General features: G+C 69.4%; 26 protein-coding genes. 15 read left to right on the top strand and 11 right to left on the bottom strand.

The window, feature by feature from the left end; genetic code table 11:
• Positions 1-88 precede the first annotated feature (88 nt).
• The 3 genes from IE153_RS34425 (at position 89) to IE153_RS34415 (ending at position 3,334) form a co-directional block, all read left to right on the top strand.
• Positions 89-277 carry a hypothetical protein gene (locus IE153_RS34425; RefSeq protein WP_229829311.1) on the top strand — a complete coding sequence of 63 codons (189 nt, stop codon included), beginning with the start codon at positions 89-91 and terminating at the stop codon, positions 275-277.
• Positions 278-292: 15 nt separating this feature from the next.
• Positions 293-808: a hypothetical protein gene (locus IE153_RS34420; RefSeq protein WP_189593638.1), complete on the top strand. Its 516-nt coding sequence runs from the start codon at positions 293-295 to the stop codon at positions 806-808.
• 249 nt (positions 809-1,057) lie between these two features.
• On the top strand, positions 1,058-3,334 hold the full coding sequence (locus IE153_RS34415; protein WP_189593637.1) for a catalase: 2,277 nt from the start codon (positions 1,058-1,060) through the stop codon (positions 3,332-3,334).
• Positions 3,335-3,433: 99 nt separating this feature from the next.
• Here the strand turns inward: IE153_RS34415 and IE153_RS34410 are convergent, their stop codons facing one another.
• A complete protein-coding gene (locus IE153_RS34410; RefSeq protein ID WP_189593636.1) occupies positions 3,434-4,072 on the bottom strand; it encodes a hypothetical protein in 639 nt (212 codons plus the stop codon).
• Positions 4,073-4,513: 441 nt separating this feature from the next.
• On the opposite strand from IE153_RS34410, the gene IE153_RS34405 reads away from it, so the two are divergent.
• Positions 4,514-4,972 (top strand): SRPBCC family protein, encoded by a 459-nt coding sequence (locus tag IE153_RS34405; protein ID WP_189593635.1) that lies wholly within the window; start codon positions 4,514-4,516, stop codon positions 4,970-4,972.
• A 73-nt stretch (positions 4,973-5,045) separates the two neighbouring features.
• On the opposite strand, the gene IE153_RS34400 is transcribed toward IE153_RS34405, so the two are convergent.
• The 3 genes from IE153_RS34400 to IE153_RS34390 form a co-directional block, all read right to left on the bottom strand.
• On the bottom strand, positions 5,046-5,453 hold the full coding sequence (locus IE153_RS34400) for a peptidase inhibitor family I36 protein (RefSeq protein ID WP_189593634.1): 408 nt from the start codon (positions 5,451-5,453) through the stop codon (positions 5,046-5,048).
• A gap of 299 nt (positions 5,454-5,752) precedes the next feature.
• The gene (locus IE153_RS34395) at positions 5,753-6,028 is read right to left on the bottom strand and encodes a hypothetical protein (protein WP_189593633.1); all 276 of its coding nucleotides are present in this window, start codon (positions 6,026-6,028) and stop codon (positions 5,753-5,755) included.
• Positions 6,029-6,196: 168 nt separating this feature from the next.
• A complete protein-coding gene (locus IE153_RS34390; RefSeq protein WP_189593632.1) occupies positions 6,197-7,102 on the bottom strand; it encodes a LysR family transcriptional regulator in 906 nt (301 codons plus the stop codon).
• A 421-nt stretch (positions 7,103-7,523) separates the two neighbouring features.
• Between IE153_RS34390 and sfnG the strand changes: the two genes are divergently transcribed.
• The 4 genes from sfnG to IE153_RS34370 are packed head-to-tail and all read left to right on the top strand — an operon-like array spanning position 7,524 to position 11,624.
• Positions 7,524-8,651 carry a dimethylsulfone monooxygenase SfnG gene (sfnG, locus tag IE153_RS34385; RefSeq protein WP_189593631.1) on the top strand — a complete coding sequence of 376 codons (1,128 nt, stop codon included), beginning with the start codon at positions 7,524-7,526 and terminating at the stop codon, positions 8,649-8,651.
• A 43-nt stretch (positions 8,652-8,694) separates the two neighbouring features.
• Positions 8,695-9,252 carry an NADPH-dependent FMN reductase gene (gene ssuE / locus IE153_RS34380; protein WP_189593630.1) on the top strand — a complete coding sequence of 186 codons (558 nt, stop codon included), beginning with the start codon at positions 8,695-8,697 and terminating at the stop codon, positions 9,250-9,252.
• The gene (locus tag IE153_RS34375; RefSeq protein ID WP_189593629.1) at positions 9,249-10,436 is read left to right on the top strand and encodes an SfnB family sulfur acquisition oxidoreductase; all 1,188 of its coding nucleotides are present in this window, start codon (positions 9,249-9,251) and stop codon (positions 10,434-10,436) included. The genes ssuE and IE153_RS34375 overlap by 4 nt, the downstream gene beginning before the upstream one ends.
• Positions 10,437-10,466: 30 nt before the next feature.
• Positions 10,467-11,624, top strand: a complete 1,158-nt coding sequence (locus IE153_RS34370) for an LLM class flavin-dependent oxidoreductase (protein WP_189593628.1) — start codon at positions 10,467-10,469, stop codon at positions 11,622-11,624.
• Between the two features lie 124 nt (positions 11,625-11,748).
• On the opposite strand, the gene IE153_RS34365 is transcribed toward IE153_RS34370, so the two are convergent.
• From IE153_RS34365 to IE153_RS42805, 6 genes are all read right to left on the bottom strand, one after another.
• Positions 11,749-12,633 carry a TauD/TfdA dioxygenase family protein gene (locus tag IE153_RS34365; protein ID WP_189593627.1) on the bottom strand — a complete coding sequence of 295 codons (885 nt, stop codon included), beginning with the start codon at positions 12,631-12,633 and terminating at the stop codon, positions 11,749-11,751.
• A 28-nt stretch (positions 12,634-12,661) separates the two neighbouring features.
• Positions 12,662-13,480: an ABC transporter ATP-binding protein gene (locus IE153_RS34360; protein WP_189593626.1), complete on the bottom strand. Its 819-nt coding sequence runs from the start codon at positions 13,478-13,480 to the stop codon at positions 12,662-12,664.
• Positions 13,467-14,519, bottom strand: a complete 1,053-nt coding sequence (locus IE153_RS34355; RefSeq protein WP_189593625.1) for a taurine ABC transporter substrate-binding protein — start codon at positions 14,517-14,519, stop codon at positions 13,467-13,469. The genes IE153_RS34360 and IE153_RS34355 overlap by 14 nt, the downstream gene beginning before the upstream one ends.
• A 47-nt stretch (positions 14,520-14,566) precedes the next feature.
• Positions 14,567-15,433, bottom strand: a complete 867-nt coding sequence (locus tag IE153_RS34350; RefSeq protein WP_229829310.1) for an ABC transporter permease — start codon at positions 15,431-15,433, stop codon at positions 14,567-14,569.
• 563 nt (positions 15,434-15,996) lie between these two features.
• Positions 15,997-17,103 (bottom strand): ABC transporter substrate-binding protein, encoded by a 1,107-nt coding sequence (locus tag IE153_RS34345; protein WP_189593624.1) that lies wholly within the window; start codon positions 17,101-17,103, stop codon positions 15,997-15,999.
• A 102-nt stretch (positions 17,104-17,205) separates the two neighbouring features.
• Complete coding sequence (locus IE153_RS42805; RefSeq protein ID WP_368858386.1) at positions 17,206-17,310, bottom strand: putative leader peptide; 105 nt, start codon at positions 17,308-17,310, stop codon at positions 17,206-17,208.
• A 304-nt stretch (positions 17,311-17,614) separates the two neighbouring features.
• Here IE153_RS42805 and IE153_RS34340 point away from each other — a divergent pair, with 304 nt between their 5' ends.
• From IE153_RS34340 to IE153_RS34315, 7 genes are all read left to right on the top strand, one after another.
• A complete protein-coding gene (locus tag IE153_RS34340; protein WP_189593623.1) occupies positions 17,615-18,361 on the top strand; it encodes a GNAT family N-acetyltransferase in 747 nt (248 codons plus the stop codon).
• Positions 18,362-18,372: 11 nt separating this feature from the next.
• Positions 18,373-18,507 carry a putative leader peptide gene (locus IE153_RS42800; protein ID WP_368858387.1) on the top strand — a complete coding sequence of 45 codons (135 nt, stop codon included), beginning with the start codon at positions 18,373-18,375 and terminating at the stop codon, positions 18,505-18,507.
• 78 nt (positions 18,508-18,585) lie between these two features.
• Positions 18,586-19,788 carry an LLM class flavin-dependent oxidoreductase gene (locus tag IE153_RS34335; protein ID WP_189593622.1) on the top strand — a complete coding sequence of 401 codons (1,203 nt, stop codon included), beginning with the start codon at positions 18,586-18,588 and terminating at the stop codon, positions 19,786-19,788.
• Positions 19,789-19,810: 22 nt separating this feature from the next.
• A complete protein-coding gene (locus IE153_RS34330) occupies positions 19,811-21,187 on the top strand; it encodes an NtaA/DmoA family FMN-dependent monooxygenase (protein WP_189593621.1) in 1,377 nt (458 codons plus the stop codon).
• Positions 21,184-22,278, top strand: coding sequence for an LLM class flavin-dependent oxidoreductase (locus IE153_RS34325; RefSeq protein ID WP_189593620.1), 1,095 nt, complete (start codon positions 21,184-21,186; stop codon positions 22,276-22,278). Before IE153_RS34330 ends, IE153_RS34325 begins: the two co-directional genes overlap by 4 nt.
• Positions 22,279-22,416: 138 nt before the next feature.
• A complete protein-coding gene (locus IE153_RS34320) occupies positions 22,417-22,569 on the top strand; it encodes a hypothetical protein (protein WP_189593619.1) in 153 nt (50 codons plus the stop codon).
• A gap of 97 nt (positions 22,570-22,666) precedes the next feature.
• Positions 22,667-23,536, top strand: coding sequence for a glutathione S-transferase C-terminal domain-containing protein (locus tag IE153_RS34315; protein ID WP_189593618.1), 870 nt, complete (start codon positions 22,667-22,669; stop codon positions 23,534-23,536).
• 72 nt (positions 23,537-23,608) lie between these two features.
• Here the strand turns inward: IE153_RS34315 and IE153_RS34310 are convergent, their stop codons facing one another.
• Entirely contained in the window at positions 23,609-25,117 is a 1,509-nt protein-coding gene (locus IE153_RS34310) for a DUF4246 domain-containing protein (protein WP_189593617.1), read from the bottom strand.
• Between the last annotated feature and the right edge of the window lie 32 nt (positions 25,118-25,149).

Here is a 25,149-nt window from a genome sequence, read left to right as displayed (position 1 = left end):
CCCGGAGGAACCAGCCATGACACGACGGGAAACGCCGCAGCCATCAGAGCTCGGAACCCTCGAACCCGGTACCAGACAGCGCGCCCAATTGCCCAGTCGTATAGCCGACATCGCCTGGACCGCATTGTGGGTCCTCGTCGCCCTGTGGGCAGTCTGGGCCTCCGTCGGCGTCGTGCGCGGGGTGACGGCGTGGGGCTACTGCGTCGGAGCCTGGGTGCTGCTGGCCGTCGCACTGGCGATGCGGGTCGTGGTCGTCCGCCGCCGGGCCCGGATATAGGAAGGGAGGCCGCTCATGGAACGCGTCAACTCCTATCTCGGCAAGCACCTGTGGCTCCAGGTCCTCCTGTCCATTCTTGTCGCCGGCGCCGTGGTCTGGCTCTTGTTCCCGGAGCGCTCGCCCGTCTCGGTCGTGACCCGCGTGGCTGTCACATCCCTCGGCGGTGTCGTCGTTCTGCTGGTCGTACGCAGGAAGGAGAAACGCGCCGCAGGTGGCTCGGCAGACAACCTCGTGTCGCTGGACAGGATGCTGCGCCGGGGCGAGGTGCCCACCGATCCCCAGGCACGCCACGCCATGCGCGACCTGGTCGATCAACGTCTGCACCGCACCCGCCACCGTGTCGCGGCCCAGATCGGCCTCGCCGTCATGTGGGCGACCCTCGTGGTCCTCATGGCCCTCACCGCGGGCCTGCGGCAGACCGTCGGCATGACCGTGCTCGCCGGAGCCTTCCTGACCTGGCTCGTCCTCTACGGCAACCTCCAGCACCGCCGGCTGCGCACCATGCGCGAGGCGCTTCAGACGCGTGACTGATGCGGCATGCCCGCGGTGCGTTGCAGTGGCAAGAACCACCGGCCCACCCACAGCACGGTGCCCTCACCCCCCTGACACCCGCCGGGTGCGAAGGGCACGGCCGCGTGGAACCGTTGTGATGACCGTGCCCGTCGAGCCCGACCGGTGATTAGTACGGAACAGCCGGGTACCCGGCGCCGGATCTCACGGCACCCCCCGTGCACATGGCCGCGCCGGCCGTGGCCGGTCAGACGCGGAGGAACGATAACGATGAGCCAGCCCAATCCCCTCAAGCGGGCGGCGGACAAGGTCACCGAAGCCGTCCAGGGCGCCGGGGCGGGACCGGAGGAAGGAATCCCGGGCAAGCCGGCCCCGGAATCCCCCGGTGTCGCGGAGTCCACGGAACCGCGCGAGCCCCTGCCGCCGAAGCCCGACCAGAGCGGCCCGGACACGATGTCACCCACAGGACAGGCGACCGGCGCGGCCCAGGCACGCATGGCCCAGTCCGGCGCCTACCTCACCGATGCTCAGGGCACGCGCCTGTACGACACCGATCACTCGCTCAAGGCAGGCCCACGCGGGCCGGTACTGCTGCAGGACCACCACCTGCGCGAGAAGATCATGCACTTCGACCACGAGCGCATCCCGGAGCGAGTCGTGCACGCCCGCGGCGCCGCTGCCCACGGCGTCTTCAAGAGCTACGGCACCGCGGCCACCGTGTCGAAGGCGGCGTTCCTGGCGGCGGGCGCGGAAACCCCGGTGTTCGTGCGCTTCTCCACGGTGCTGGGCTCCCGGGGCTCCGCCGACACGGTGCGGGACACCCGCGGATTCGCGACCAAGTTCTACACCGAAGAGGGCGTCTTCGACCTGGTCGGCAACAACATCCCGGTCTTCTTCATCCAGGACGCCATCAAGTTCCCGGACGTCATCCACGCCGGCAAACCGCACCCGGACCGGGAGATCCCGCAGGCCCAGAGCGCGCACGACACCTTCTGGGATTTCGTCACGCTGCACACCGAGGCCACCCACCACACCTTGTGGAACATGTCCGACCGGGGCATCCCGCGCTCGTACCGGACGATGGAGGGCTTCGGCGTCCACACCTTCCGCCTGGTGGCCGCCGACGGCTCCACCACGCTGGTGAAGTTCCACTGGAAGCCGAAGCTCGGTGTGCACTCCCTGGTGTGGGAGGAGGCACAGATCGCAGGAGGCGTCGACCCCGACTTCCACCGCCGCGACCTCGCCGACGCCATCGAGGCGGGCGCGTACCCGGAGTGGGAGCTGGGCATCCAGACCTTCCCCGACACCCCCGACCAGACCTTCGAGGGCATCGACCTGCTCGACGCGACCAACCTCGTCCCCGAGGAGCTCGCCCCCGTCCAGCCGATCGGACTGCTGACACTGAACCGGAACCCGTCGAACTACTTCGCGGAGACCGAGCAGGTCGCCTTCCACGTCGGTCACCTCGTGCCCGGCATCGACATCACCGACGACCCGCTGCTCGCCGGACGGCTGTTCTCCTACCTGGACACCCAGATCACCCGGCTGGCCGGCCCGAACTTCTCCCAGATCCCCATCAACCGGCCGCACTCGCCGGTCAACGACATGCTGCGGGACGGCTTCCACCAGGACGCCGTGCACCGGGGTGTCGCACCGTACCGCCCCAACTCGCTCGACGGCGGCTGCCCGTTCCTGGCAGGCGCGGACACCGGGGCGTACATCGAAACGCCGGTACGGGTGCCGGAGGCGACGAAGGTCCGGGAGGCTCCCGAGTCCTTCTCAGACCACTTCAGCCAGCCGCGCAGGTTCTGGCTGAGCATGAGCGCGGTGGAGCGGGAACACATCATCGCCGCCTACACCTTCGAGCTCGGCAAATGCTACGAACAGGCCATCAAGGAGCGGGCCCTGCAGGTGCTGGCCAACATCGACGCGGAGCTGTGCGCGGGCGTCGCCGAGGGCCTGGGGCTGCCGGCCCCTGAGCCGACCGTGCCGCCGGCCGAGGTCGAACCGAGCCCGGCGCTGTCCCAGGTCGGGCAGTCCTGGCCCACGGACGGCCGCCTCATCGGCATCGTCACCGGTCCGGACGGGGATCTGGACGGTGTGCGGGCGGTGCGCGAGGCGGTGCTCGGCGCGGACATGGTGCCGCTGATCATCGCCCCCTCGGGCGGCAAGCTCGGCAGCGGCGACGACGCGGTCACCGTACAGCGTACGTTCGTGACCGCCCGGTCCATCGAGTTCGACGCACTGCTCGTGGCCGGGGCACCCGCCGCCGGCAGCGACGCCTACGGCTCCCGCGACGCCAAGGCACAGCCCGCCGGTGCGCCCGGGGCGGTCGACCCGAGGGTGAGCCTGCTGCTGTCGGAGGCATTCCGCCACGGCAAGGCGATCGGCGCCTGGGCGGGCGGCGACGCGGCGCTTCAAGCGGCCGGGATCCCCGCCGACGCGCCGGGCGTCGTGGTCGGCCGGCACGGTATCTCCGTTCTGGAGCAGCTGCGGGAACCGATGTCCAAGCACCGCGCGTGGGAGCGGTTCGTCACGAACGCCTGAAGCGGCAGCGCACCGTTCACCCTGGCGGCCCGGGCTGCTGCCCCATGGCGGGCAGCAGCCCCACGTCCCGTACTCCGCAAGGCCGACGGGGGTGAGGGGTCACCTGCTGGTGGGCCCGGAAGCGCCCGCGCGGAGCTCGGTCACCTGCCGCGGCTCAGTGAAGCGCTCAGCTCTGCGAACGCCGCGCCGACCGCTCGGGGGTTTGCGACCCAGGGGAGGTGGGCGGCGCCCTCGATCGTGCGCCGCAGCACGTGGGCCCGGCCGAGGGCCGGTTCGCCCCCAGAGGTGTTGGTCGACCACGTGGGCTTCGGCGCCGCTCACGATGAGCGCCGGAAGGCCGCTGTGCGGCTTCCAGCGGGCCCGGTACGGGGCATCGAAGTGGGCGTCGGCCCAGGCAACCGCGTCGTGACAGTAGGGGAGACCGTCCAGCAGGGTATGACGGGCGGCCAATCCCTCAGAGGTGAAGTTCCACTCCGCGGCGGCGAGGATGAGCAGGCGCAAGGTTTCGTCGTTCGGGTCCTGTCCGCAGGCATCGGCCGCCTCTGCCGGACCCGCGACCGGACGGGCCCCGGCCCACCGGGCAAGGGTCTGGCGCCGGCCGGCCTGCGGGGCGCTGCTCACCAGAGCCATACCCGCGAGCTGCCCTTCCAGCTCGGGGCAGGGCAGCATGAACATCCCGCCCGTGGAATGGCCGACCATGACCACGTCGTCCAGAAGCCGGGCCGCCTCGGCCAGCACAGTCGGCCCTTACTCGTAGGGACGGGCGGGCACCTGAGACACACCACGGTTGGAACCATCTTCCGGCAGGTCGACCAGCCACGCCGTGCCCGGGACGTCGACCGCAAGGGCCAGCCCCGCCACGGACTCGGCCCCCAGCCCCGGCCCGCCGGGAACGAACAGCCCGTTCCACGGCCCTTCACGCTTCGAGACCCTGCGCAACCTGACCCCGGACCTGGTCCAGCGATCGCGGCCCTCCAATCCCCCCCCGGCCTTCCTCGCACACCGCCAGACACAGAACGACGGACCTTACGTTCCAGGGGTATCGCTATGCACGGCAGATGTCCGACCTGCTTGTCGCCTCGCGGGACGCCTGGCGCTCCCGTAGGGTCTCGATGCCGTTACAGCAGGACGCACTGACGACCTTCACGACCGCGCGGGCCATGTGACCGAGGAGCCCTCATGTCAGGACAGTTCGAAGCGATCACCGAGATCGACCGGCCCGTCGAGGAGGTGTTCGAATACCTCGCCGACGGGCGCAACGATCCGCAGTTCAGCCCCCGTGTGCTGAGGATCGAGCGGCTTCCCGAGGCCCCGACCGCCGTGGGAACGGTCTTCCGCAGCACGGTCAAGGACGCCGGGGTGAAGACAGCCAGGGAGTTCCGTGTCACCGAACTCGAAGCCCCTGCGCGGATCCGGTGGACCGAGGTGTCCAAGAACAGCGTGGCTGTGGCTGAGGGCGGTTACGACCTGGAGCCGCTGGCCGAGGGCAGGACGCGGGTCCGTCTCTACAACGTGTTGGAAGGCCATGGACTCGGCAAGCTGCTGGTCGGCCTGGCGCTCACCGCCGCCCGCAAGGACGCCTCCGCCTTCGGTGCCCGGATCAAGGCAGCGGCCGAGGCGGCGATCCGGCCTCGCTGATCAGTCCCAGCCAGTTCGGCGCCGGGGTGGGGCGGGATCGCGCGCAGGGCCTTTGGAGCCGTGCGCTGTAGCGTCAGCACTCCCCTCCCCACCGGTAGGAGCCGATGTTCACGGCACCGGCGAAGTTGCCGCGCCCCTCGGCCCACCCGTAGTGAAGGCACCCGTGCATGGCGCCCGTGTAGTTGGCGCTGTTGTACACACGCACGTGATCTTGGCCGGGAGAGGCGTAGCCGTTGTTGAAGAACGAGCGGCGAGCGCCACACCCCGAGTTCGCGATCGACACCTCCGACCCGCACCAGGCGCCGGTTCCGTCGGCGCCGGAATAGAAGCAGACGTACCCCTGCGGGCAGTCCCAGGCCAGCGCCGAGCGACCGAACTTCAGGCCGGTGGACTCCTGGTCCGCGGCGCCGGACGGGGCGGTCGTCAGGCCGAGAGCCGCGATGGTGGCGGCGCCTCCCGCGAGCAGCATGCGCAACCTCATGAGCATCCTTCCCCCTGCTTGGACGAACCCGGGCTCGGACAGGTCTGGTCCGGGGGCCAGTGTGTCGGGACCGGGCGGTGGGGGACAGGCGCAAAACAGGCCTACTCCTCCCCTCCGCGTCGCGCGGCGCACCGCGTCAGTGTGCGTGCTGCCGGCGTTTCCGGAAGGTATGGCCCGGCCAACGCTGTTCCTGGCCATAGGTCTCGGCGCGAGGCCGCGCGTAGGCGCCCGTGATCTGCTCAGGAACAGGGAGTAGTCCGCGAGGGCGGCCGGCTGGCCGGACAGGCACCGGTCGACGGTCAGGCCGGCGCGGGCTCCGGTGTGGAGGGCGTCGAGGATGCGGAGAGCGGGTCGAAGGCGAGGGCGGCGTCTCCGGCGGCGATCCATCCGGGACCGGCTGCCGGGTACAGGCGCAGCCCGTGCGCCGAGGTCCAGCGTGGCGCCGGGGCGTCGGCCGGGTCGTAGCCGTCCAGGCGGGTGCGGACGTGGCGGGTGTTCCCGATCCCGCCGAGGAGTCCCTCGGCGGTGCGCAGTGCGGAGTCGGTCAGGTCGGTGTCCGTGAGGTGTGCGATCACTTGTCCGGCCGGAACCCTGGTCGTGTACCACCAGCCTCGCGGGGGACCGCCTCGACGAGCGTACGGAGCTCGGGACAGGCACGTCCGTCCGGGCGAGGGCCGTGGCCAGGGCGCTGCCGTTCGGGGACGGGTCCGCCGTCTCCGGTCCGCGAGCAGCCCGTGTCCGTCCTACTCCGCTCGGTGCCGTCCGGCATTGCGTACGAACAACGCGTGCAGATCACGCACGGCCCGGGGGACGGAGACGGCGTGGCGGCGTTGCAGCACCAGCAGCACGTCGGTTTCGTCCCCGGCGAGTGGCCGCACGGTGATGGTGCCGAGCCGCTCCAAGGGGTCGCCGATGACACTGAAGTCGGGAAGCACCGTGGCCCCCAGCCCTTCGGCGACCATCAGCTTGCCCATCTCGGCGCCGTCGGTGGAGTACGAGAAGGAGGGTGCCCTGCCGCGCAGCAGCCGGTGGACGAAGCGGTGCATGACATAGCCGGACCGCATCACGATGAGGGGCTCGGCCAGGAGGCTGTCCACATCCACCGCGTCCAGGGCCGCCAGCGGGCTGTCGGGACGCACGCACACCACGGGCCTCCCGCGCAGCAGCTCGGTCGTGTCGAAGCCGGGCGGCATGTCGTCGCCCCGCAGATAGTTCACCAGTCCCAGATCGAAGGCGCCCTCCAGCAGTCCGCGCTGGATGTCTGCCTGCTGCGCGCCGACCACCTCGACCTGGGTGGCCGGGTGCGCGGACCGGAACTCCCGCACGGTCGGGATGAGCAACGGGACGGTGGCGGTGTTGACCGTGCCGAGCCGCACCATGCGGCTGATGCGGTGCTGATCACCGGCCGCGCCGCGCAGCCGGTCCACCGCGTCCAGCACCGTCATGATGTGCGGGAGCAGCTCCCTGCCCTCGTCGCTGACCTTCGCCCCGGACCGTTTGCGCTCCAGCAGGTCCACGCCGAGCTCCCGCTCCAGATTGCGCACGGTCTCGCTCAACGCGGGCTGTGACAAGTGCAGTTCCTCCGCGGCGCGCCGCAGCGAACCGAACCGGGTGACGGCGGCGATGTATTCCAGCTGTTCTATGCGCACGACAGGAGACTGTGCCGACCGCGGACCGGGTTCAAGGGAATCCCTGTCACAACCTCGTGAATACCGACTCTCACCATGTGGATTCACCTCCGGCTCTGCTTGACCGGTCGGACTCACGCTTGGTTGGATTGTTGACATGAAGCGACAGGACCTCACGCGACGACGCCACGTCGACCTCGCGCGTGTCTGCAGTTCCTGTTGTCGCTGCCGCGTCTGAGCGCAGCGCACCCGAGGGAAACCCTCCCACTCGCTTTCTGCGCCTCCTCCGATCATGAATTGCGGTCCCGGACCTTTTCCGTCCCGCTGACGGAATTTCCGGCACCGCTGCTCCGGCGCGCCTGAATTCCCTCCGGCGAGCACCTTCCTGTGCCGACGCCTGCGTTCTTCGCGCGCGATCTCTGCTCTCCCCAGGAGTCCCCCCATGTCCGTACCGCCCGTATCCGACCCCGTCCGCTTCGCCTACTGGGTGCCGAACGTCAGCGGCGGCCTGGTCACCAGCACCGTCGAGCAGCGCACCGACTGGGGCTACGACTACAACCGTGAGCTCGCGGTCCTCGCCGAGAACAACGGCTTCGACTACGCCCTCAGCCAGGTCCGCTACATGGCCAGCTACGGCGCCGAGTACCAGCACGAGTCGACCAGCTTCAGCCTCGCCCTGCTGCTCGCCACCCAGCGGCTGAAGGTCATCGCCGCCGTCCACCCCGGCCTGTGGCACCCGGGCGTCCTCGCCAAACTCGGCGCCACCGCCGACCACCTGTCCAACGGACGCTTCGCCGTCAACGTCGTCAGCGGCTGGTTCAAGGGCGAGTTCACCGCCCTCGGCGAGCCGTGGCTGGAGCACGACGAACGCTACCGGCGCGCCGAGGAGTTCATCACGGCCCTGCGCACCATCTGGACCGAGGACCACGCCGAACTCGCCGGTGACTTCTACCGGGTGCGCGACTTCTCCCTCAAGCCCAAACCCCTCAACACTCCCGAGCGCCCGAACCCCGAGATCTTCCAGGGCGGCAACTCCACCGCCGCCCGCGCCATGGCCGGCCGCGTCTCCGACTGGTACTTCAGCAACGGCAAGGACTTCGACGGCGTCACCGAGCAGATCAACGACGTCCGGGCCTCCGCCGCCCAAGCAGGCCGTACGCCACCGAAGTTCGGCCTCAACGGCTTCCTCATCGCCCGCGACACCGAGGCCGAGGCACGCGAGACGCTCCGCGAGATCGTCGCCCACGCCGACACCGAAGCCGTGCACGGCTTCCGTGACGCCGTCCGGCAGGCCGGACAGTCCACCGCCGACGGCAAGGGAATGTGGCAGGACTCCGGTTTCGACGACCTCGTGCAGTACAACGACGGCTTCCGTACGGGGCTCATCGGCACTCCCGAGCAGATCGCCGAACGGATCGTCGCCTACAAGCGACTCGGCGTCGACCTCTTCCTCCTCGGCTTCCTGCACTACCACGAGGAGGTCGAGTACTTCGGCAAGCGAGTACTGCCCCTCGTGCGCGAACTGGAGGCGCAGGAGCCGCAATCCGAGGCCGTCACCGCCCAGGCCTGAACGCCGCGCGCCCTCGAACAGCCCACGAACGGAAGGTCCTCGCATGGCCACCATCCTGTCGCTCTCCGGCAGCCCCTCCGCCACCTCCCGCACCCAGCGACTGCTGCGCCACCTCGACGCACGGCTCACCGCGCAGGGACACGAAGTGATCCCGCTGGACGTCCGCACCATCCCCGCCACAGCGCTCCTCGGGGCGGACTTCCGGCACCCCGAGATCGTCCGAGCCACCGCCCTGGTCGAACAGGCGGACGGGGTGGTGGTGGGCACCCCCGTCTACAAGGCCGCCTACTCGGGGCTGCTGAAGTCCCTGCTGGATCTGCTCCCGCAGTACGCACTGGCCGGCAAGACGGTCCTGCCGCTGGCCACCGGCGGTTCCACCGCCCACGTCCTGGCCATCGACTACGCCCTGCGGCCCGTGCTGAGCTCCATGGGTGCCGCGCACATCGTCCCGGGCTGGTTCACCCTCGACAAGGACATCACCGTGGGCGACGACGGCTCCCTGACCGTCGCACCCGGCTCGGCCGAGGCGCTGGCCCAGGTCACGGACCAGTTCTCCGCCGCGCTGGGAGGCCGTACGGCACTGTTGGCGGCGACCGGATGAGCGCGGTCCACGTGATCGCCGATGACGCCGAGGCTCTCGCCGTCGCCGCCGAACTGGCCGCGGACTTCCGCAAGGAGGCCGCTGAACGGGACGTGCGGCGCCGGCTCCCGCACGCGGAACTGGAACGGTTGTCCGCCTCGGGTCTGCCGGCCGTCAGCGTGCCGGCCGAGTTCGGCGGCGCCGACGTCGGGGCCGGGACGCTCGCCGAGATCTTCCGGCTGCTGGCCGCCGCCGACGCCAGCCTGGCTCAGATCCCGCAGAGCCACTTCGTCTACGTCAACGTGCTGCGCCGCCAGGGGACACACGCCCAGCAGGAGTTCTTCTTCGGGGAGGTGCTGCGTGGCCGGCGGTTCGGCAACGCCCAGTCAGAGGCGGGCACCAAGCATGTGCAGGACATCCGCACCAGGCTCGCGCGCGGCCCGGACGGTTCGTACGTACTCGACGGCCTCAAGCACTACTCCACGGGCGCGCTGTTCGCCCACTGGATCCCCGTCCTGGCCCGCGCCGACGACGACACCCTGCACGTGGCGTACGTACCGCACGACGCCCCCGGCCTGACGGTCGTCGACGACTGGGACGGTATGGGGCAGCGCACCACGGCCAGCGGAACCGTCCGACTGGAGGGGGTGCCCGTACCCGCCGACCGGGTCGTACCTCACCATCTCACCTTCCAGGGACCTCAACTTCACGGAGCAATAGCTCAGTTGCTGCATGCCGCCATCGATGCGGGCATCGCTTCCGCCGCGCTGGCGGAGGCCGTGGAGTTCGTCCGCACGAAGAGCCGGCCCTGGTTCGAGAGCGGGTTGGAGACGGCCGCGGAGGATCCGCTGCTGATCCAGCGGTTCGGCGAGCTCGCGATCCGGGTGCGCGCGGCGGAGGCTCTGCTGCGCGAGGCCGCCCGGGCGGTCGACGCCGCCCGGGACGACCTGACCGACGACTCGGCCGCCGAGGCGTCGATCGCGGTGGCCACCGCGAAGGTGAGCGCGGCGGAGACGGCCGTCGAGGTCGCCAGCGCCCTCTTCGAGGTTGCCGGCACCCGCTCGGCGCTCGACTCCCTGGGCCTGCACCGCCACTGGCGTGACGCCCGCACCCACACCCTGCACGACCCGGTCCGCTGGAAGGTCCAGCACATCGGCCGCTACGTCCTCAACGGCACCAGACCGCCCCGGCACGGACTGCTCTGACCACCCCCACCTCACGATCGGAGACCCTCGGTGTCCCTCACGTTCCACTGGTTCCTGCCCACCAACGGCGACAGCCGTCATGTCGTCGGCGGCGGCCACGGCACCCCGGCCACCGCGTCCGGCCGGGACCGGCCGCCGACGGTCGCCTACCTGAGCCAGATCGCCCGCGCCGCCGAGGACCTCGGTTTCGTCGGGGCGCTCACGCCCACCGGCGCGTGGTGCGAGGACGCGTGGCTGACGACGGCCATGGTCGCCCAGCACACCGAACGCCTGAAGTTCCTCGTCGCCTTCCGGCCCGGCTTCGTCTCGCCCACCCTCGCCGCGCAGATGGCCTCCACCTTCCAGCGGCAGACCGGCGGTCGACTGCTGCTCAATGTCGTCACCGGCGGCGAAAGCCACGAACAGCGCGCCTACGGTGACTTCCTCGACAAGGACGCCCGGTACCGCCGCACCGGCGAGTTCCTGCAGATCGTGCGGGCGCTGTGGGAGGGCAAGACCGTCGACCTGCACGGCGAACACCTCCAGGTGGCGGACGCGACGCTGGCCCGGGTGCCCGACCCGGTCCCCGAGGTCTACTTCGGGGGCTCCTCGCCGATCGCCGGAGAGGTCGCCGCCCGGCACGTGGACGTGTACCTCACCTGGGGCGAACCGCCGGCGCAGGTCGCCGAGAAGATCGCTTGGATCCGGAAGCTGGCGGCCGAGCAGGGGCGCAGCATCCGGTTCGGGATCCGGCTGCACGTCATCACCCGCGACACCTCCGAGCAGGCGTGGGCGGAGGCGAACCGGCTGCTCGACGGGTTCGACCCGGAGACCGTGGCGTCCGTGCAGGCCGGACTCGCCCGCAGCGAGTCCGCGGGGCAGCAGCGCATGCTCGCCCTGCACGGCGGCGGCAACCGGGACGCCCTGGAGATCCACCCCAACCTGTGGGCCGGCATCGGCCTGGTGCGCGGCGGCGCGGGCACCGCCCTGGTCGGCAGCCACGACGAGGTCGCCGAACGCATCAAGGAGTACGCGGCCCTCGGCATCGAGGAGTTCGTCCTCTCCGGCTACCCGCACCTGGAGGAGGCCTACTGGTTCGGCGAGGGCGTCCTGCCGAGGCTCGAGGCGCAGGGCCTGTGGCAGCATCCCTTCCCGCAGACCGTGGCATCGGCTCAGGTCCCGTTCGCTGGCACGGGATCCCCCCGATGACGCATGTGATCGCCTAGGCGGGCGCCCCTCTCGCCGATGTCGTCCCGCTGCTGTCGGCCCGGCGACCGCCCGAGCGTGAAGGGCGGTCGCCGTCGGCATGCCGGCGACCTGCGCGACGCGTGAGTCAGCGGCCCGTGGCGGCGGGGCCGACCGGAGTGTCACCGCGCAGCGTGATCCGGTGCATGACGCGATGCTGGTCGCCGTAGTCACGGTTGGCGTAGTGGGCCGTGCTGCGGTTGTCCCACAGGGCCACGTCGCCCGGCTGCCATCGATTGCGTACCACGTGTTCGGGCTTGGTGAGGTGGGCGTACAGGATGTCGAGGATGCCGCGGCTCTCGTGCTCCGAGACGCCCACGATGTGCGAGGTGAAGCCGGGGTTCACGAACAGGCCCTTGCGGCCGCTCTCGGGGTGTACCCGTACCACCGGGTGCTCCGTCGGCGTCAGTTCGGTGACCACCTCCCCGTCCCACAGGTTGCCGCGGCCCTGCCGGCGCTGGGCGAGGTAGTAGCCGAACTCACGGCTGCCGTCGTGGATCGCGGTGAGCGTGTCGACGTACGCCCGCAGGCCCGGCGACAGCGACTCGTAGGCCAGCTGACTGTCGGCCCAGTTGGTGTCGCCGCCGTTCGGCGGGAGTACCACGGCCCGCAGGACGGAGATGGCCGGCGGCCGCCGCATGAACGTCACGTCCGTGTGCCACACGTCGGCGAACCCGTTGTCCTGGCTGTCCAGGGAGTACACCTCGGGGGCGACGTCACCGGAGTCGTGGACCGGGTGCCCTGCTGTGACCTCACCCAGCCGTCTGCCGAACTCGATCTGCGCGGCGTCGTCGAGGCTGTGCTGGCCGCGCACGAACAGCACCTTGTACGCCACGAGTGCCTCGCGCAGGGCCTGGACCTGGTCGTCGTCGAGGCGTGCGAGGTCGATGCCATGGATCTCGGCGCCGAAGCGCGGACCGAGTTCGGTGAGGGGCAGCCGGGTCACGAGGGGCCGCTCACTGAGGATGTTCATGGGGGGTGTCCTTTCCTGGTTACGGGGTTCAGGCCGCTGCGGCGGCCTTGACGGCGTGGGCCACCTCCGCGCGCAGCTCGGCGAACTCCTGGGAGCCGCGGAGCTCCTCCGCGTCGACATCCCCGCGCGGCAGGGTGATCGGCAGGTCCAGGGCCACGGTCCCGGGGCTCCTGGTCAGCACCACGATGCGGGAGCCGAGGAACACCGCCTCGTCCGCCGAGTGCGTGACGAACACCGTGGTCCGGCCCGTGAGGTCGGCGACCCGGCGGACGTCCTCCTGAAGCCGCTCCCGGGTCAGCGCGTCCAGCGCCGCGAACGGTTCGTCGAGCAGGAGGAGCGGGTTCTCGGCGGCGAGGGCACGGGCGATCGCGACGCGTTGCTGCTGGCCGCCGGAAATCTCCCAGGTGCGCCGGTTCTCGGTGCCTTCGAGGCCGACCCTGGTCAGCAACTCCCGACGCCGCTCGGGCCATTGGCCGCGGTCGACACCCGCGTACCGCAGCGCCACGTCGATGTTGCCCCGCACCGTTCGCCATGGGAACAGCCGTGGCGTCTGGAACACCACGCCGGCCGTCTCACCGGGCCGCGGCCGGCCACCGGAAACCAGCACGGAGCCCTGCGTGGGCTGTTCGAAGCCGGCGATCAGCCGCAGCAGGGTGCTCTTGCCGCAGCCGGAGGCACCCACCAGCACCAGGAACTCCCCGTCCGGGACGGTCAGATCGACCGGCCCGACCGCGGTGAAAGCCTCGCCGCCCCGGCCGTAGCGGTGGGTGACGTGGTCGAGGCGGACCGATCCGGCGGGCACGGTGCCCGTCCCAGCAGCCGCCTGCGTGATCTCACTTGAGGACATCGGGCAGCCCCTTGAGGTAGAACGCTTCACGGACGACGTCCTCGGCCGGCGCGGCGCCGATCTGCTTCTGATCGGCCAGGAACCGGCCGGTGTCGGTGACGTAGGTGAGCAGCTTGCCCGGGTTGCCGTCGGTACCCAGCCAGTCTGCGGAGACCACCTGCTCCGGGGTGAGGAACACCCCCTGCGACAGTTGCGCCCGGGCGTCCGCCGCACTGATGCCGAGTTCGGCCGCGACGGACTTGACCGCGCCGTCCGGGTCGGACTTGATCAGGCGCAGCGCCTCGGCCTCCGCCTTGCGCCAGGCATCGATCGCTTTGGGGTCCTTGGCGATCAGGTCGTCCGAGACGACGGCCAGGTCGAGGGTCGGCTTGCCCGCAGCGCCGATCTCCTTGCTGCTGGTGAGCTGGGTGCCGGTCTTGCGCAGCTCGTCCAGGGTCGGCAGCCAGACATAGGCGGCGTCGATGTCGCCCCGCTGCCAGGCGGCGAGGAGGGGTTGCGGCTGCAGGTCGATGAGTTCGACGTCCGACGGCTTCAGGCCGGCCTCCTTCAGCGCCGAGAGCAGGCTGTAGTGCGAGGTCGAGGCGAAGGGGGTGGCTATCTTCCTGCCCTTGAGGCCGGCGACATCGGAGATACCGGTCGCCTTGCGCGCGACCAGAGCCTCGTTCTCGCCGGCGACGTCGAGGATCCAGGCGACCTTGTAAGGAATGGGCGAACTGCCGGACACCCCGCGGGCGAAGGGGCTGGAGCCCAGCGCGGCGATGTCGAGGGACTTGCCGATGAAGGCCTGGTTGACGCTGGCGCCGGAGTCGAACTTGATCCAGGTGATCTTGTAGTCCGGCAGCGCCTTCTCCAGCAGCTTTCTGTTCTTCAGGAGCAAGTCGCCGCTGGGGAAGGCGAAGTAGCCGATGCGCAGCTGCTTGGAGCCGCCGGACGCCGACGCCTCACCGTCCGAGGAGCAGCCCGTGACGGCCGCGGACACGGTGGCCAGCGCACCGGCGAGGAGGAGTCGGCGGGACGGGCCTTGGGAGGCACGGGACATGGTGGAGCCGTTTCTGTGCAGAGGGGAGAGGGGGAGGAGAGAGGGCACTACGCGCGACCGCGCCATGGAACGACGGTGCGTTCGAGCCGTAGCAGCAGGCCGTCGATGATCAGGCCGGAGACACCGATGGCGATGATGCCGACGAGCACCACAGGAGTGTTGTTGTAGTTGGCCGCGTCCTTGACCATGCCGCCGATTCCGGGCAGACCGTTGACCAACTCGGCGGCCACCAGGGAGGAGTAGGCCACTCCCACGGCGAGCCTGATGCCGGTGAGAGTCTCCGGAAGGGCGGACGGGACGACGACGTCCCTGACGACGTCCCACCGCGACGCACCGAGCGCACGGGCGGCCTCGGTCAGGCTCTTCGGTACGGCCGCGACGGCCGTTGTGGTGGACACCGCCACGGGAGGGAAAGCGGCCACGGCCAGCAGCGTGATCTTCGGCTCCTCGTTGATGCCCAGCCAGATGATGAGCAGCGAGAAGTACGCCAGGGGCGGTAGTGTTCGCAGGAAGGTGATCCAGGGCTCGAACAGTGAGCGAAGCCAGCCGACGGTGCCCATGAGCAGTCCGAACACCACTCCGGCGGTGATGCCGACTCCGGCGCCGAGCGCGATGCGCCGCAGGCTGATGCCCAGGTGCTCGACGAGCGTGGTGCCGTTGTACCCCCGAACGCCGCCATGGGTGCCGGAGACCTCGATGAACGCGTCCCACACCTTGGCCGGCGGTGGAACCAGTGTCTCGCTCCACGTTCCGCTCGCCGCCAGCAGGTGCCACAGGGCGAGGAAGAGCAGGAGTGAGCCGAACGGCAGCGCGACATGGCGGACGCGTGTCCAGCCGCCCCGCGCATGCACGCGAGGTTCGGGGATCACGTCCGCCCGGTCATCAGGCTTGAGCAAAGCGGGAGTTGTGGACATGGAGCGTCCTCCAGTAGCGCTGGGACAGGAGCAGCCGCCGTCGAACACGACAAGGGCTGCTGCCGACCCCGAGCGAGAGTGATGCCGGACGAAGGGGGGAGCGCGCGCCCTGGAGCAGAGCGGGGGAGGTGCCCTGGTGCGGGTGCTGTCACCGCACGTCGGGCGCGTCACAAGGGCTGGATCAACGACAACACGAGCCCGGGCGTCGGCACAGGTCGATGACCAGGCGTCGCACCAAGGACTCGGAGATCATGAGGCCCATTTCTACAGGAGCCGCAGCCCCGCACCAACTGGCGTCCACACGGCGGAACCCAGGCCACCGGCCGGAGCCGGCCGGGACACCACCGACGACCGTGAACTTCGCGCTGGGCACGACGGGATGCGGCACCGAGGTCGACGTGGCCACGTGCTCAGGGTGGTATCGGCTGAGAACGAACGAGCAGTCCGGCCCGCGACCAGGCCGAGCGGCGTCGACGTACCGCAGCCGGAGTTCCCAGGAGGCCGACGAACTCGCCCGGCGCGACATCAGGGCACCTCCTGGGAACTTGTCGGATCCGGTGCGGCTACTCGGCGCCGAGACCGGCGTCGTCGACCTCGTCCTTGCCCTCGGCCTTGAGGACCTTGTTGAGCGGTGCGAGATCGTAGATGCCCTTGAGATCGGGCTTCTCCAGCAGACCGGCCTTCACCGCGTGCTCCGCCTCGGTGTTGAGAGTGGCGGCCAGCGGGTCGTCGAGGAAGGTGATGGACTTCCAGGCAGGGTCGATGACGTCGGCGGGCAGTGCCTTGCCCGACAGCTTCGCCAGTGCCTCGTTGGCGGATGCCTTGGCCTTGTCCGGGTTCGCGTTGATCCACTCGTTGGTCTTCACCGCGCCGCGCAGCACGGCTTCGACGACGTCCGGGTGCTCCTTGAGGAACTGCTGCCGCACGATGATGTTCGTGATCACGAACTTCTTGTCGGGCCACAGGGTCGACTCGTCGAGCAGGACCTTGCCGCCTTCGGCGACCAGCTTGGACGCGGTGGGCTCCGGCACCCAGGCGCCGTCGATGGAGCCGGACTTGTAGGCGTCCGGGGTGATCTTGTTGTCGGTGCGGACGACGGAGACATCGCCCTTGCCGCTCTGCGGGTCGATCTTCCAGCCCTGCTCCGCGGCCCAGTTGAGGAACGCGACGTCCTGCGTGTTGCCGAGCTGCGGGGTGGCGATCTTCTTGCCCTTGAGGTCGTCGACGGACTTGATCGTGTCCGGGTTGACGACGAGCTTCACGCCGCCGGAGGCGGAACCGCTGATGATGCGCAGGTTCTTGCCCTTCGACTTGGCGAAGCCGTTGATCGCGGGGGAGGGGCCGATCCAGCCGATGTCGATGGAGCCGCCGTTCAGCGCCTCGATCTCGGAGGGGCCGGCGTTGAACGTCGAGGGCTTGATCGTGGTGCCGCCGAGTTCCTTCTGGAGCAGCCCCTCCTGGACGCCCACCAGCGCGGTGCCGTGCGTGAGGTTGGGGAAGTAGCCGATCTTCACGTCATCGGCGGAGAGCTTCTCGGCGTCTGCCGCGACGCCACTCTGCTTGTCGTCGTCAGTGGCATCGGAACCGTAGCCGCAGGCGGTGAGCAGCAGGGGGAGTGCGGCTGTGACGGCGAGGGCGCGCAGAGCGACGCGTGGTCTTACGGCAGACACGAAGGTGTCCTCTCAAGGATGAGTGATCAAGGAGATACGAACGAGCGGGCCCGCACTGCATCTCGGTGCGGAGGCGTGTGGCGAGCCAGGATTTCCGAGGCGTCACACGGGTCGACAGATGGCGCTGGCCGTGCGGTGGAGGTCGACGTGACGGCGCGAGGTCAGAAGGGGCAGCGACCGAGATGCACGGCTGAAGAACGTGCGCATGGCCACCCCCTCATTCCCTAGCTTTCCTACCTGATTGCTGGGGATAGTGGCAGAAGGTGGCTTGAATCCAAAGAGTGCGTTCGCATTGTGGACTCGGAGATCTCTCATAGTGAGATCAGGTGATGGGTGATCACCGCGACGCGGAGAGATCGCGCGGAAGCGCGGGCCGGACCTGAAATTCATGCACCTGCAATGATCTGTCCGCCAACTGCCTGCTAGACATGGTGGGGCGACCTCTCAAGGTGCCGCACCGCAGACCGTGGCCCGTGCGGCAACCCGCCGACCTCAAAGGACTCCGCCCCCTGTGACACATTCGATCGAGGTTCGTGGCGGCGAAGCCCCGGCCGACCCGAGCGCGCGGCCTCTGGACAACGCTGTCTGGGCAGCACTGAACGGCCCGCACGCCCGCTTCGCCGAACGGCTGGGCCGCGCTGCCCGCTACCCCGCCGACGTCTACGACTTCGCCGCCCTGGCCGAGCCGACCGACCTGGCTGCCTGGGCCGATCTGCGCGAGCTCGTCGGACCCGGAACCGTCGTACGGCTCAAGCCGGTCGACGACGTACCCTCCGGATGGGACGTCGTGGGTGGCGGTCAGGGAGTCCAGCTCGTCGACACCGCCCTGCGGTCAGAGCCCGCCCCGGAAGCGGTACGACTCGGACCCGACGACGTCCCCGAGATCCTCGACCTGGTCGCGCACACCAGACCGGGCCCCTTCCTGAAACGCACCGTCGAACTGGGCACCTATCTCGGCATTCGGCACCAGGGCCGACTGATCGCCATGGCCGGCGAGCGGATCCGGCCACCCGGCTGGACGGAGATCAGCGCCGTCTGCACACACCCGGAGCATCGCGGCCGCGGGCTGGGCACGCGCCTCGTGCGTGCCGTCGCGGCGGGCATCCGCGCCCGCGGCGACCTCCCTTTCCTGCACGCCGCCGCGGGCAACACCCAGGCGATCCGGCTGTACGAGTCCATCGGCTTCACCCTGCGCCGCCGTTCGCCCATCCTGCTGGTCCGCAGCCCGGGAAGACCGCGCGAGGTGAGGGCACTGTGACGCATGACGAGATGCGCGAGACGCTGAGACGTGCGCCCCGACGGATGGGGGCTGCGGACGTGACCCACGTCTTCCACGCCGTCCATCTCCACTCCCGGCCCCACATCGATCTTCAGCGTGTGGCCGCCGCGCTCTGTTGCCCCTGACCCGTTCCTTCACCGCCGTCACCCTCGTGTACGGGGATCCGGCGTTCTCGTTGCGGACTTCCAGGAAGGCGCTGACTCGTGTCCTCAATTCATCCTTCGACCCTGCACCTCGCCGTGGCACTGGACGGCACGGGCTGGCATCCCGCCTCCTGGCGCGAGCCGGTTGCCCGGCCCCGGGACCTGTTCACCGCCGGATACTGGGCGGACCTGGTAGCCGAGGCGGAGCGCGGACTGCTCGACTTCGTGACCATCGAGGACGGGCTCGGCCCGCAGTCCTCCCACTGGCTGGACCCGGACGACCGCACCGACCAGGTGCGCGGCAGGCTCGACGCCGTGCTCATCGCCTCCCGCGTGGCACCGTTGACCCGGCACATAGGCCTGGTGCCGACCGTGGTCTCCACCCACACGGAGCCGTTCCACATCTCCAAGGCGATCGCCACCCTCGACCACATCAGCACCGGCCGCGCCGGCCTGCGCGTGCAGATCACCGCGCGTCCCAACGAGGCCGCGCACTTCGGCCGCCGCACCATCCCGCGCATCCAGGCCTACGACAGCCCCACCGCCCGGGAGGTGGTGACCGACCTCTTCGACGAGGCGGCCGACCACGTCGAGGTGGTGCGCCGCCTCTGGGACAGCTGGGAGGACGACGCCGAGATCAGGGACGCCGCCACCGGCCGCTTCATCGACCGCGAGAAGCTGCACTACATCGACTTCGAGGGCGGCCACTTCAGTGTCAAAGGCCCGTCCATCACGCCCCGGCCGCCTCAGGGCCAGCCGATCGTTACCGCCCTCGCTCACGACACCATTCCCTACCGGCTCGTGGCCCGCGCCGCCGACGTCGGCTACGTCACCCCGCACGACACCGACCAGGCCCGTGCCATCGTCGCGGAGATCCGCGCCGAGCAGACGGCCACCGGCCGTGTCGACGAACCGCTGCACATCTTCGGCGACCTCGTGGTCTTCCTGGACGACGCCCCCGCGAAGGCCGCAGCCCGCCGCGAACGCCTCGACGCCCTCGCGGGACAGACGTACACGAGCGACGCCCCGATCTTCACCGGCACGCCCTCCCAACTCGCCGACTACCTGAGCGAGTTGCAGACCGCGGGCCTGACCGGCTTTCGGCTGCGACCGGCCGTCGCAGGCCACGACCTTCCGGCGATCACGCAAGGCCTGGTGCCCGAACTCCAGCGCCGCGACGCCTTCCGCCGCACCTACGAGGCAGACACCCTGCGCGGGCTGCTGGGCCTTGCCCGCCCCGCCAACCGCTACCTCGCAGTCTGAGCCGGACGGAGAGAGGACCACCATGAGCAAGCCGCTGAAGCAGATCCATCTGGCCGCCCACTTCCCCGGCGTCAACAACACCACCGTGTGGAGCGACCCACGGGCCGGCAGCCACATCGAGTTCAGTTCCTTCGCCCACTTCGCCCGGACGGCCGAACGCGCCAAGTTCGACTTCCTGTTCCTCGCCGAAGGGCTCAGACTCCGTGAACAGGGCGGGAAGATCTACGACCTGGACGTCGTCGGCCGCCCCGACACCTTCACGATCCTCGCCGCGCTCGCAGCCGTCACAGAACACCTCGGCCTGACCGGCACCATCAACTCCACCTTCAACGAGCCCTACGAGGTGGCCCGCCAGTTCGCCAGCCTCGACCACCTCTCCGGTGGCCGCTCCGCGTGGAACGTCGTCACCTCCTGGGACGCCTTCACCGGCGAGAACTTCCGCCGCGGAGGCTTCCTGCCGCAGGAGGAGCGCTACTCCCGCGCCAAGGAGTTCCTCGCCACGGCGAACGAGCTCTTCGACTCCTGGCACGGCGACGAGATCCTCGCCGACCAGGACACCGGCACGTTCCTGCGCGACGCCAAGGCGGGGTCCTTCGTCCACACCGGGCAGCACTTCGACATCCACGGCCGGTTCAACGTCCCACGCTCACCGCAGGGCCGCCCCGTCGTCTTCCAGGCCGGCGACTCCGAGGAGGGCCGTGAGTTCGCCGCCTCCGAAGCCGACGCGATCTTCAGCCGGCACGCCACTCTGGAGGCGGGCCGGGCCTTCTACACGGACGTCAAGAACCGCCTCGCCAAGTACGGTCGCCACCACGACCAGCTGCTGATCCTGCCCGCCGCGAGTTTCGTCCTTGCCGACACCGACGAAGAGGCCGAGGAACTGGCCAAGGAGGTGCGCCGGCAGCAGGTCAGCGGCGCCACCGCCATCAAGCACCTGGAATTCGTCTGGAACCGGGATCTGTCCTCCTACGACCCCGAGGGGCCGCTGCCCGACATCGACCCCGACGTCGGCGACAGCCACATCTCCCAGGGCCGCGCCCAGGTCCGCATGTACCGCGACCCGCTGGCCACCGCCCGCGAGTGGCGCGAGCTCGCAGCGGCCCACAACTGGTCGATCCGCGACCTGGTCATCGAGACCGGCAACCGGCAGAACTTCATCGGTTCGCCGGACACGATCGCCCGCACCATCGACGAGCTGGTGCAGGCCGACGCCAGTGACGGCTTCATCCTCGTCCCGCACATCACCCCGGGCGGTCTCGACGAGTTCGCGGACAAGGTCGTCCCGCTGCTCCAGGAACGGGGCGTCTTCCGCACCGAGTACGAGGGACCGACGCTCCGCCACCATCTGGGCCTCGCCCACCCGGACGACGCGCAGGGTGAGCGGGGGGTGGCGTCGTGAAGTTCCTCGCCATCACACTCATCGTGCACCGCCCGGACCCGATCACCGGGGTGCGAAAGCCGACCCACGAGCGCTTCCGTGAGGTCCTCGACAGCGCGCTGCTGGCCGAGGAACTGGGGTTCGACGGCTTCGGTGTGGGGGAGCGGCACGAGCGGCCGTTCATCTCCTCGTCCCCGACCGTCGTACTCAGTCATGTGGCCGCCCTGACGAAGCGGATCCGCTTGTTCACGGCCGTCACGACGCTCGGCCTGCTGGACCCGGTCCGCGCATACGAGGACTACGCGACCCTGGACCACCTGTCCAACGGGCGCCTCGACCTGATCATCGGAAAGGGCAACGGCACCGCCCAGCGCGAGTTGTTCCACGTCACGTCCGAGGACCAGTGGGACCGCAACGCCGAGAGCTACGAGGTCTTCCGGCGCATCTGGCGCCAGGACAAGGTCACCGCCGACACCCGCTTCCGTCCCCCGCTGACCGACGCCGAGGTGTGGCCACGGCCGTATCAACGGCCGATCCGGGTCTGGCACGGCAGCGCCACCAGCAAGGAGTCGGTCGACCTGGCCGCCCGCTACGGCGACCCGCTGTTCTCGGCGAACGTCACCCACCCCGTCGAGCCGTACGCCGAGCTGATCAAGTACTACCGCGAGCGCTGGGAGTCCTACGGCCGTGACCCGGCACTGATCGCGGTCGGCGCCGGTACGGCCGGCATCTACGTGGCCCCGACCTCCCAGCAGGCCCTGGCCACCTATCGGCCGATCTTCGAAGCCAACCTGGCGTTCTTCAGGCAGGCGGGCCTCCCCGTGGTCTTCGAGACCCTGGAGGACTTCGTCGAACGCAGCTCCGCACTGATCGGCAGCCCGCAACAGGTCATCGAAAAGGTACACCGCTATCACGAGAGGCTCGGGCACACCGTGCTTCACCTGCACGCTGATGCCGCAGGGCTGACGAACGCTCAGCACCGCGCCTCCCTCGAGCTGTTCCAGTGCGAGGTTGCCCCGGTGCTGCGTCGACAGATCCCGGACCCACCCTTCGCCTGGGGCCCTGTGAGTCCGGCATCACCGGTCACTCAGCAGGCGGAGCGCTTCGGATAGGCCCGTCACCGGTTGCCCGCCCGCGGGTCTTCTCACGTGGTGAGACGGTCCGGGGAAGGTGTAACGCGCACTCTTGACGAGGCCTGTTCGCGACACGACACTCGAGTGCAGGAAGTCCTAGTGAATCGGTAGGGAAAGATGGACTGCACTGTGCTGGACCTCGGCCGTCAGGCTGTCCGCGCCGTCGTCCGGATGCTGCCCCTGCTGACGTCCCGCCGCCACATCGACCTTCTGCGCGTATGCAGTGCGGCGAGTTCCCTGCGCGGTGAGTGCATGTCCACCCGCGCCTGATCCTCACACCAGTACCGGATCACGGCCGTGCCGAAGCCGCCACGAGCCGCCGTCCCCGTATGCCCGTACGTCTGTGACCGAGCACCCTGGGAGACGCATGTCCGCCTCATCCCCGACTTCCGTGCCGTCCTTCCGGAGCAGGATCGGCTGTGACACGCGCGGCGGCTTCTACGCCGCGCCGCAGCGCTACCGGCTCCACCTCTCGCTGTCCTGTCCGGACTCCTTGCAGATCGCCGTCACGCACAGCCTGCTCGGCCTCGACCGCGTCCTCCACGTGGCCTTGCTGCCCGCTGTGCCCGACGCTCCGGACGGCGGACACGTGGCCCTGCGCCCGCTGTACGAAGCAAGTTCGCACCAGCATTCAGGACCGGCCGTGGCACCGGTCCTGAGTGACAACTGGACGGGAACGATCGTCAGCACCCACACTCCCGACATCCTGCGGGACCTGGCCCGGCGGTTCGACGGACATGGCCGCGATCTCTATCCCCGCGCTACCGAGAAGGCCATCGACACCGTCGGGCGGCTCTGCGAGCAGGGCATCACCTGGACCGCCCAGCGCGCCGGGCAATCCGGTGGGGACTCGGCGGCACGCGATACGGCGCTGGCCACCTTGCTGCGCACGCTCGATCTGCTGGAGTGGCGGCTCGCATCCCAGGAGTGCGCGCTGGGAGATGAACTCACCCTCGCAGACGTCTACTTGTGGGTGTCGCTCGTGCAGCTGGACACCGTGCACCGCCACCACCTCGACGCCGCCGCGGTGCACCGCATCACAGGGCACCCCCACGTGTGGGCGTACGCACGGCGGCTGGCGGCGCACCCCGCCTTCGGCTCCCACCTCGACCTGGACGGCATCGCCCGCAGGCACCACACCCACTGCCGGGGCATGGAGGCCGCGGGGGCCGCGGTACAGATCGTGGACTGGATGGCCTACGCGCCGCGCGACGAGTCTGCGCGACATCCCTGCTGACCGCGACGGATTACACGGTCCGCCGCGGCTGCACGCCGCAACGCCGTCCAGTATCAGCCGGTGGATTCGGGCTCAGTGCTCGCAGAGGGAGAACTCTCGCTCATAGAGCTGCTCGTTGTGTTCATCGACGAAGAACTTGCGTTCCTGCATGAGCTGTTCGCGGAAGTTCTTGGCCTGCTCAAGCGTCATGGTCGAGGTGTCGGACCACGGTTGTTGCGGTGGCACATCAGAGGTCGAGACGATCCTTTCCGAAGGGTCGACCAGGAAGAACGCGAGAATCTTGCGGTGCCCCGGGCGGGTGGGGTCGACGAGGCGGAATGGGTCGACACGGTGCTGCAGGATGTTCGGAAATGCCACGCAGCGGCCCGCCGGGGTTGATGCCGATCCCAGCATCTGGTTCAGTGCGTCTTCGTCCTCCAGGCCGTAGACGTCACGGAGACCGTTGTCGTCGTTCTGTTCGTAGTGCGGGTCGTCGAGTGCCGCTCGGAAGCTCAGCCGGCTTTCGGTGATGTTCTCGCTGTCCCAGTAGTAGATGCCGGTGGAGACGATCCGCTCGTTCAACATGCCCTCGACATGCCATGAACCGCCGGTGTAGTCGGGCTTGTCGGGCGTGAGGTGAATGGTCGCGAGCTTGACGATGACCTGGAGACGCCGGCCGCGCAGATCAACTCGGGCGGATTCATCCGGCAACTCGGGCGCAGTGAAGGCCGGGGCGTCCGGAATGATCGGCCGGCGGTTTTCCCACCAGTCGTCCTGGGCGACCTCCCATGCACGGAGGGCTTCTGCGTAGGCCTCGTCATCACCGTAGGAGGACTTGTTCGGATACTCCGGCTCCGAGTCGTACCAGCCGTAGGGATCGGCCTCGATCCGCAGGGGCCGCGGATGACGCAGATCGGTGAGTACGTTCTCCAGCAGCGGGCGCATGCGCGCGAACAAGTCCGGCAGGACGGATCCCAGTTCGCGATGAGTGTCGGGGTGGATGTTGTTGACGTACGAGCGGAAGGCGACGTCACCGTCGTCACTGACGTCGACCTCGGTGGGCAGCCACTGAAACCTCTCCGAGAATTCGTACTTCGAGTAGCGGTTCGTCGGGTTCTGCCAAGCTCGCTCGGGTGCCTCGCTCACCTCTCTCACCAGACAGAACAGCGAGGGATGAACCAAATCCAACACCTGGCGGCCGGATCCGGGATGCCAGTCCTGTTCCGCCTCGGGGACCTGTTCCAGAACCTGAACCGCCGTGCGCAGTCGCGATCTGAGCTCGTCGTCGACGAGGGTGTCCGACTGCCACACCCCGTCGACGGCGGACGCCTCGACGCCGGTCTGCGCGTCCCGCAGCGCGGCATAGTGCACGAGTTCGGCAAGCACGTAGCGAACTTGCGCCTCGGTGAGACCCTGAGCGACCGCTTCTCGTGTCCACCTCGCGACGATGTCCGGATCGTTCATCTTCTCGACCCACCCCGGCTTCGCCCGGATGTGTGCGCTGCACTGGATCATCTGGAGTTCCCGCAGCGTGCGGGGTGTCGCGAACGCTATCGAACGGGAACTTTGAAAGGGCAAGGGTAAAGCGGACAGGCCGGTCAATTCTCTTGGTCCTCGAAGTCGGTGGGCGCGGT

Origin of the sequence: Streptomyces massasporeus (genome assembly GCF_014648995.1) — a bacterium.
GTDB classification, from domain to species: domain Bacteria; phylum Actinomycetota; class Actinomycetes; order Streptomycetales; family Streptomycetaceae; genus Streptomyces; species Streptomyces massasporeus.
This window is presented reverse-complemented; position numbering and strand designations above follow the sequence as displayed.

What these genes read in the sequence shown, in the direction of transcription:
- IE153_RS34420 (WP_189593638.1), top strand. Translation starts at nt 293, where the DNA reads ATGGAACGCGTCAACTCCTATCTCGGCAAGCACCTGTGGCTCCAGGTC.
- IE153_RS34415 (WP_189593637.1), top strand. Translation starts at nt 1,058, where the DNA reads ATGAGCCAGCCCAATCCCCTCAAGCGGGCGGCGGACAAGGTCACCGAA.
- IE153_RS34405 (WP_189593635.1), top strand. Translation starts at nt 4,514, where the DNA reads ATGTCAGGACAGTTCGAAGCGATCACCGAGATCGACCGGCCCGTCGAG.
- IE153_RS34400 (WP_189593634.1), bottom strand. Translation starts at nt 5,453, where the DNA reads ATGAGGTTGCGCATGCTGCTCGCGGGAGGCGCCGCCACCATCGCGGCT.
- sfnG (WP_189593631.1), top strand. Translation starts at nt 7,524, where the DNA reads ATGTCCGTACCGCCCGTATCCGACCCCGTCCGCTTCGCCTACTGGGTG.
- ssuE (WP_189593630.1), top strand. Translation starts at nt 8,695, where the DNA reads ATGGCCACCATCCTGTCGCTCTCCGGCAGCCCCTCCGCCACCTCCCGC.
- IE153_RS34375 (WP_189593629.1), top strand. Translation starts at nt 9,249, where the DNA reads ATGAGCGCGGTCCACGTGATCGCCGATGACGCCGAGGCTCTCGCCGTC.
- IE153_RS34365 (WP_189593627.1), bottom strand. Translation starts at nt 12,633, where the DNA reads ATGAACATCCTCAGTGAGCGGCCCCTCGTGACCCGGCTGCCCCTCACC.
- IE153_RS34360 (WP_189593626.1), bottom strand. Translation starts at nt 13,480, where the DNA reads ATGTCCTCAAGTGAGATCACGCAGGCGGCTGCTGGGACGGGCACCGTG.
- IE153_RS34355 (WP_189593625.1), bottom strand. Translation starts at nt 14,519, where the DNA reads ATGTCCCGTGCCTCCCAAGGCCCGTCCCGCCGACTCCTCCTCGCCGGT.
- IE153_RS34350 (WP_229829310.1), bottom strand. Translation starts at nt 15,433, where the DNA reads ATGTCCACAACTCCCGCTTTGCTCAAGCCTGATGACCGGGCGGACGTG.
- IE153_RS42805 (WP_368858386.1), bottom strand. Translation starts at nt 17,310, where the DNA reads ATGCGCACGTTCTTCAGCCGTGCATCTCGGTCGCTGCCCCTTCTGACC.
- IE153_RS42800 (WP_368858387.1), top strand. Translation starts at nt 18,373, where the DNA reads ATGCGCGAGACGCTGAGACGTGCGCCCCGACGGATGGGGGCTGCGGAC.
- IE153_RS34330 (WP_189593621.1), top strand. Translation starts at nt 19,811, where the DNA reads ATGAGCAAGCCGCTGAAGCAGATCCATCTGGCCGCCCACTTCCCCGGC.
- IE153_RS34320 (WP_189593619.1), top strand. Translation starts at nt 22,417, where the DNA reads ATGGACTGCACTGTGCTGGACCTCGGCCGTCAGGCTGTCCGCGCCGTC.
- IE153_RS34315 (WP_189593618.1), top strand. Translation starts at nt 22,667, where the DNA reads ATGTCCGCCTCATCCCCGACTTCCGTGCCGTCCTTCCGGAGCAGGATC.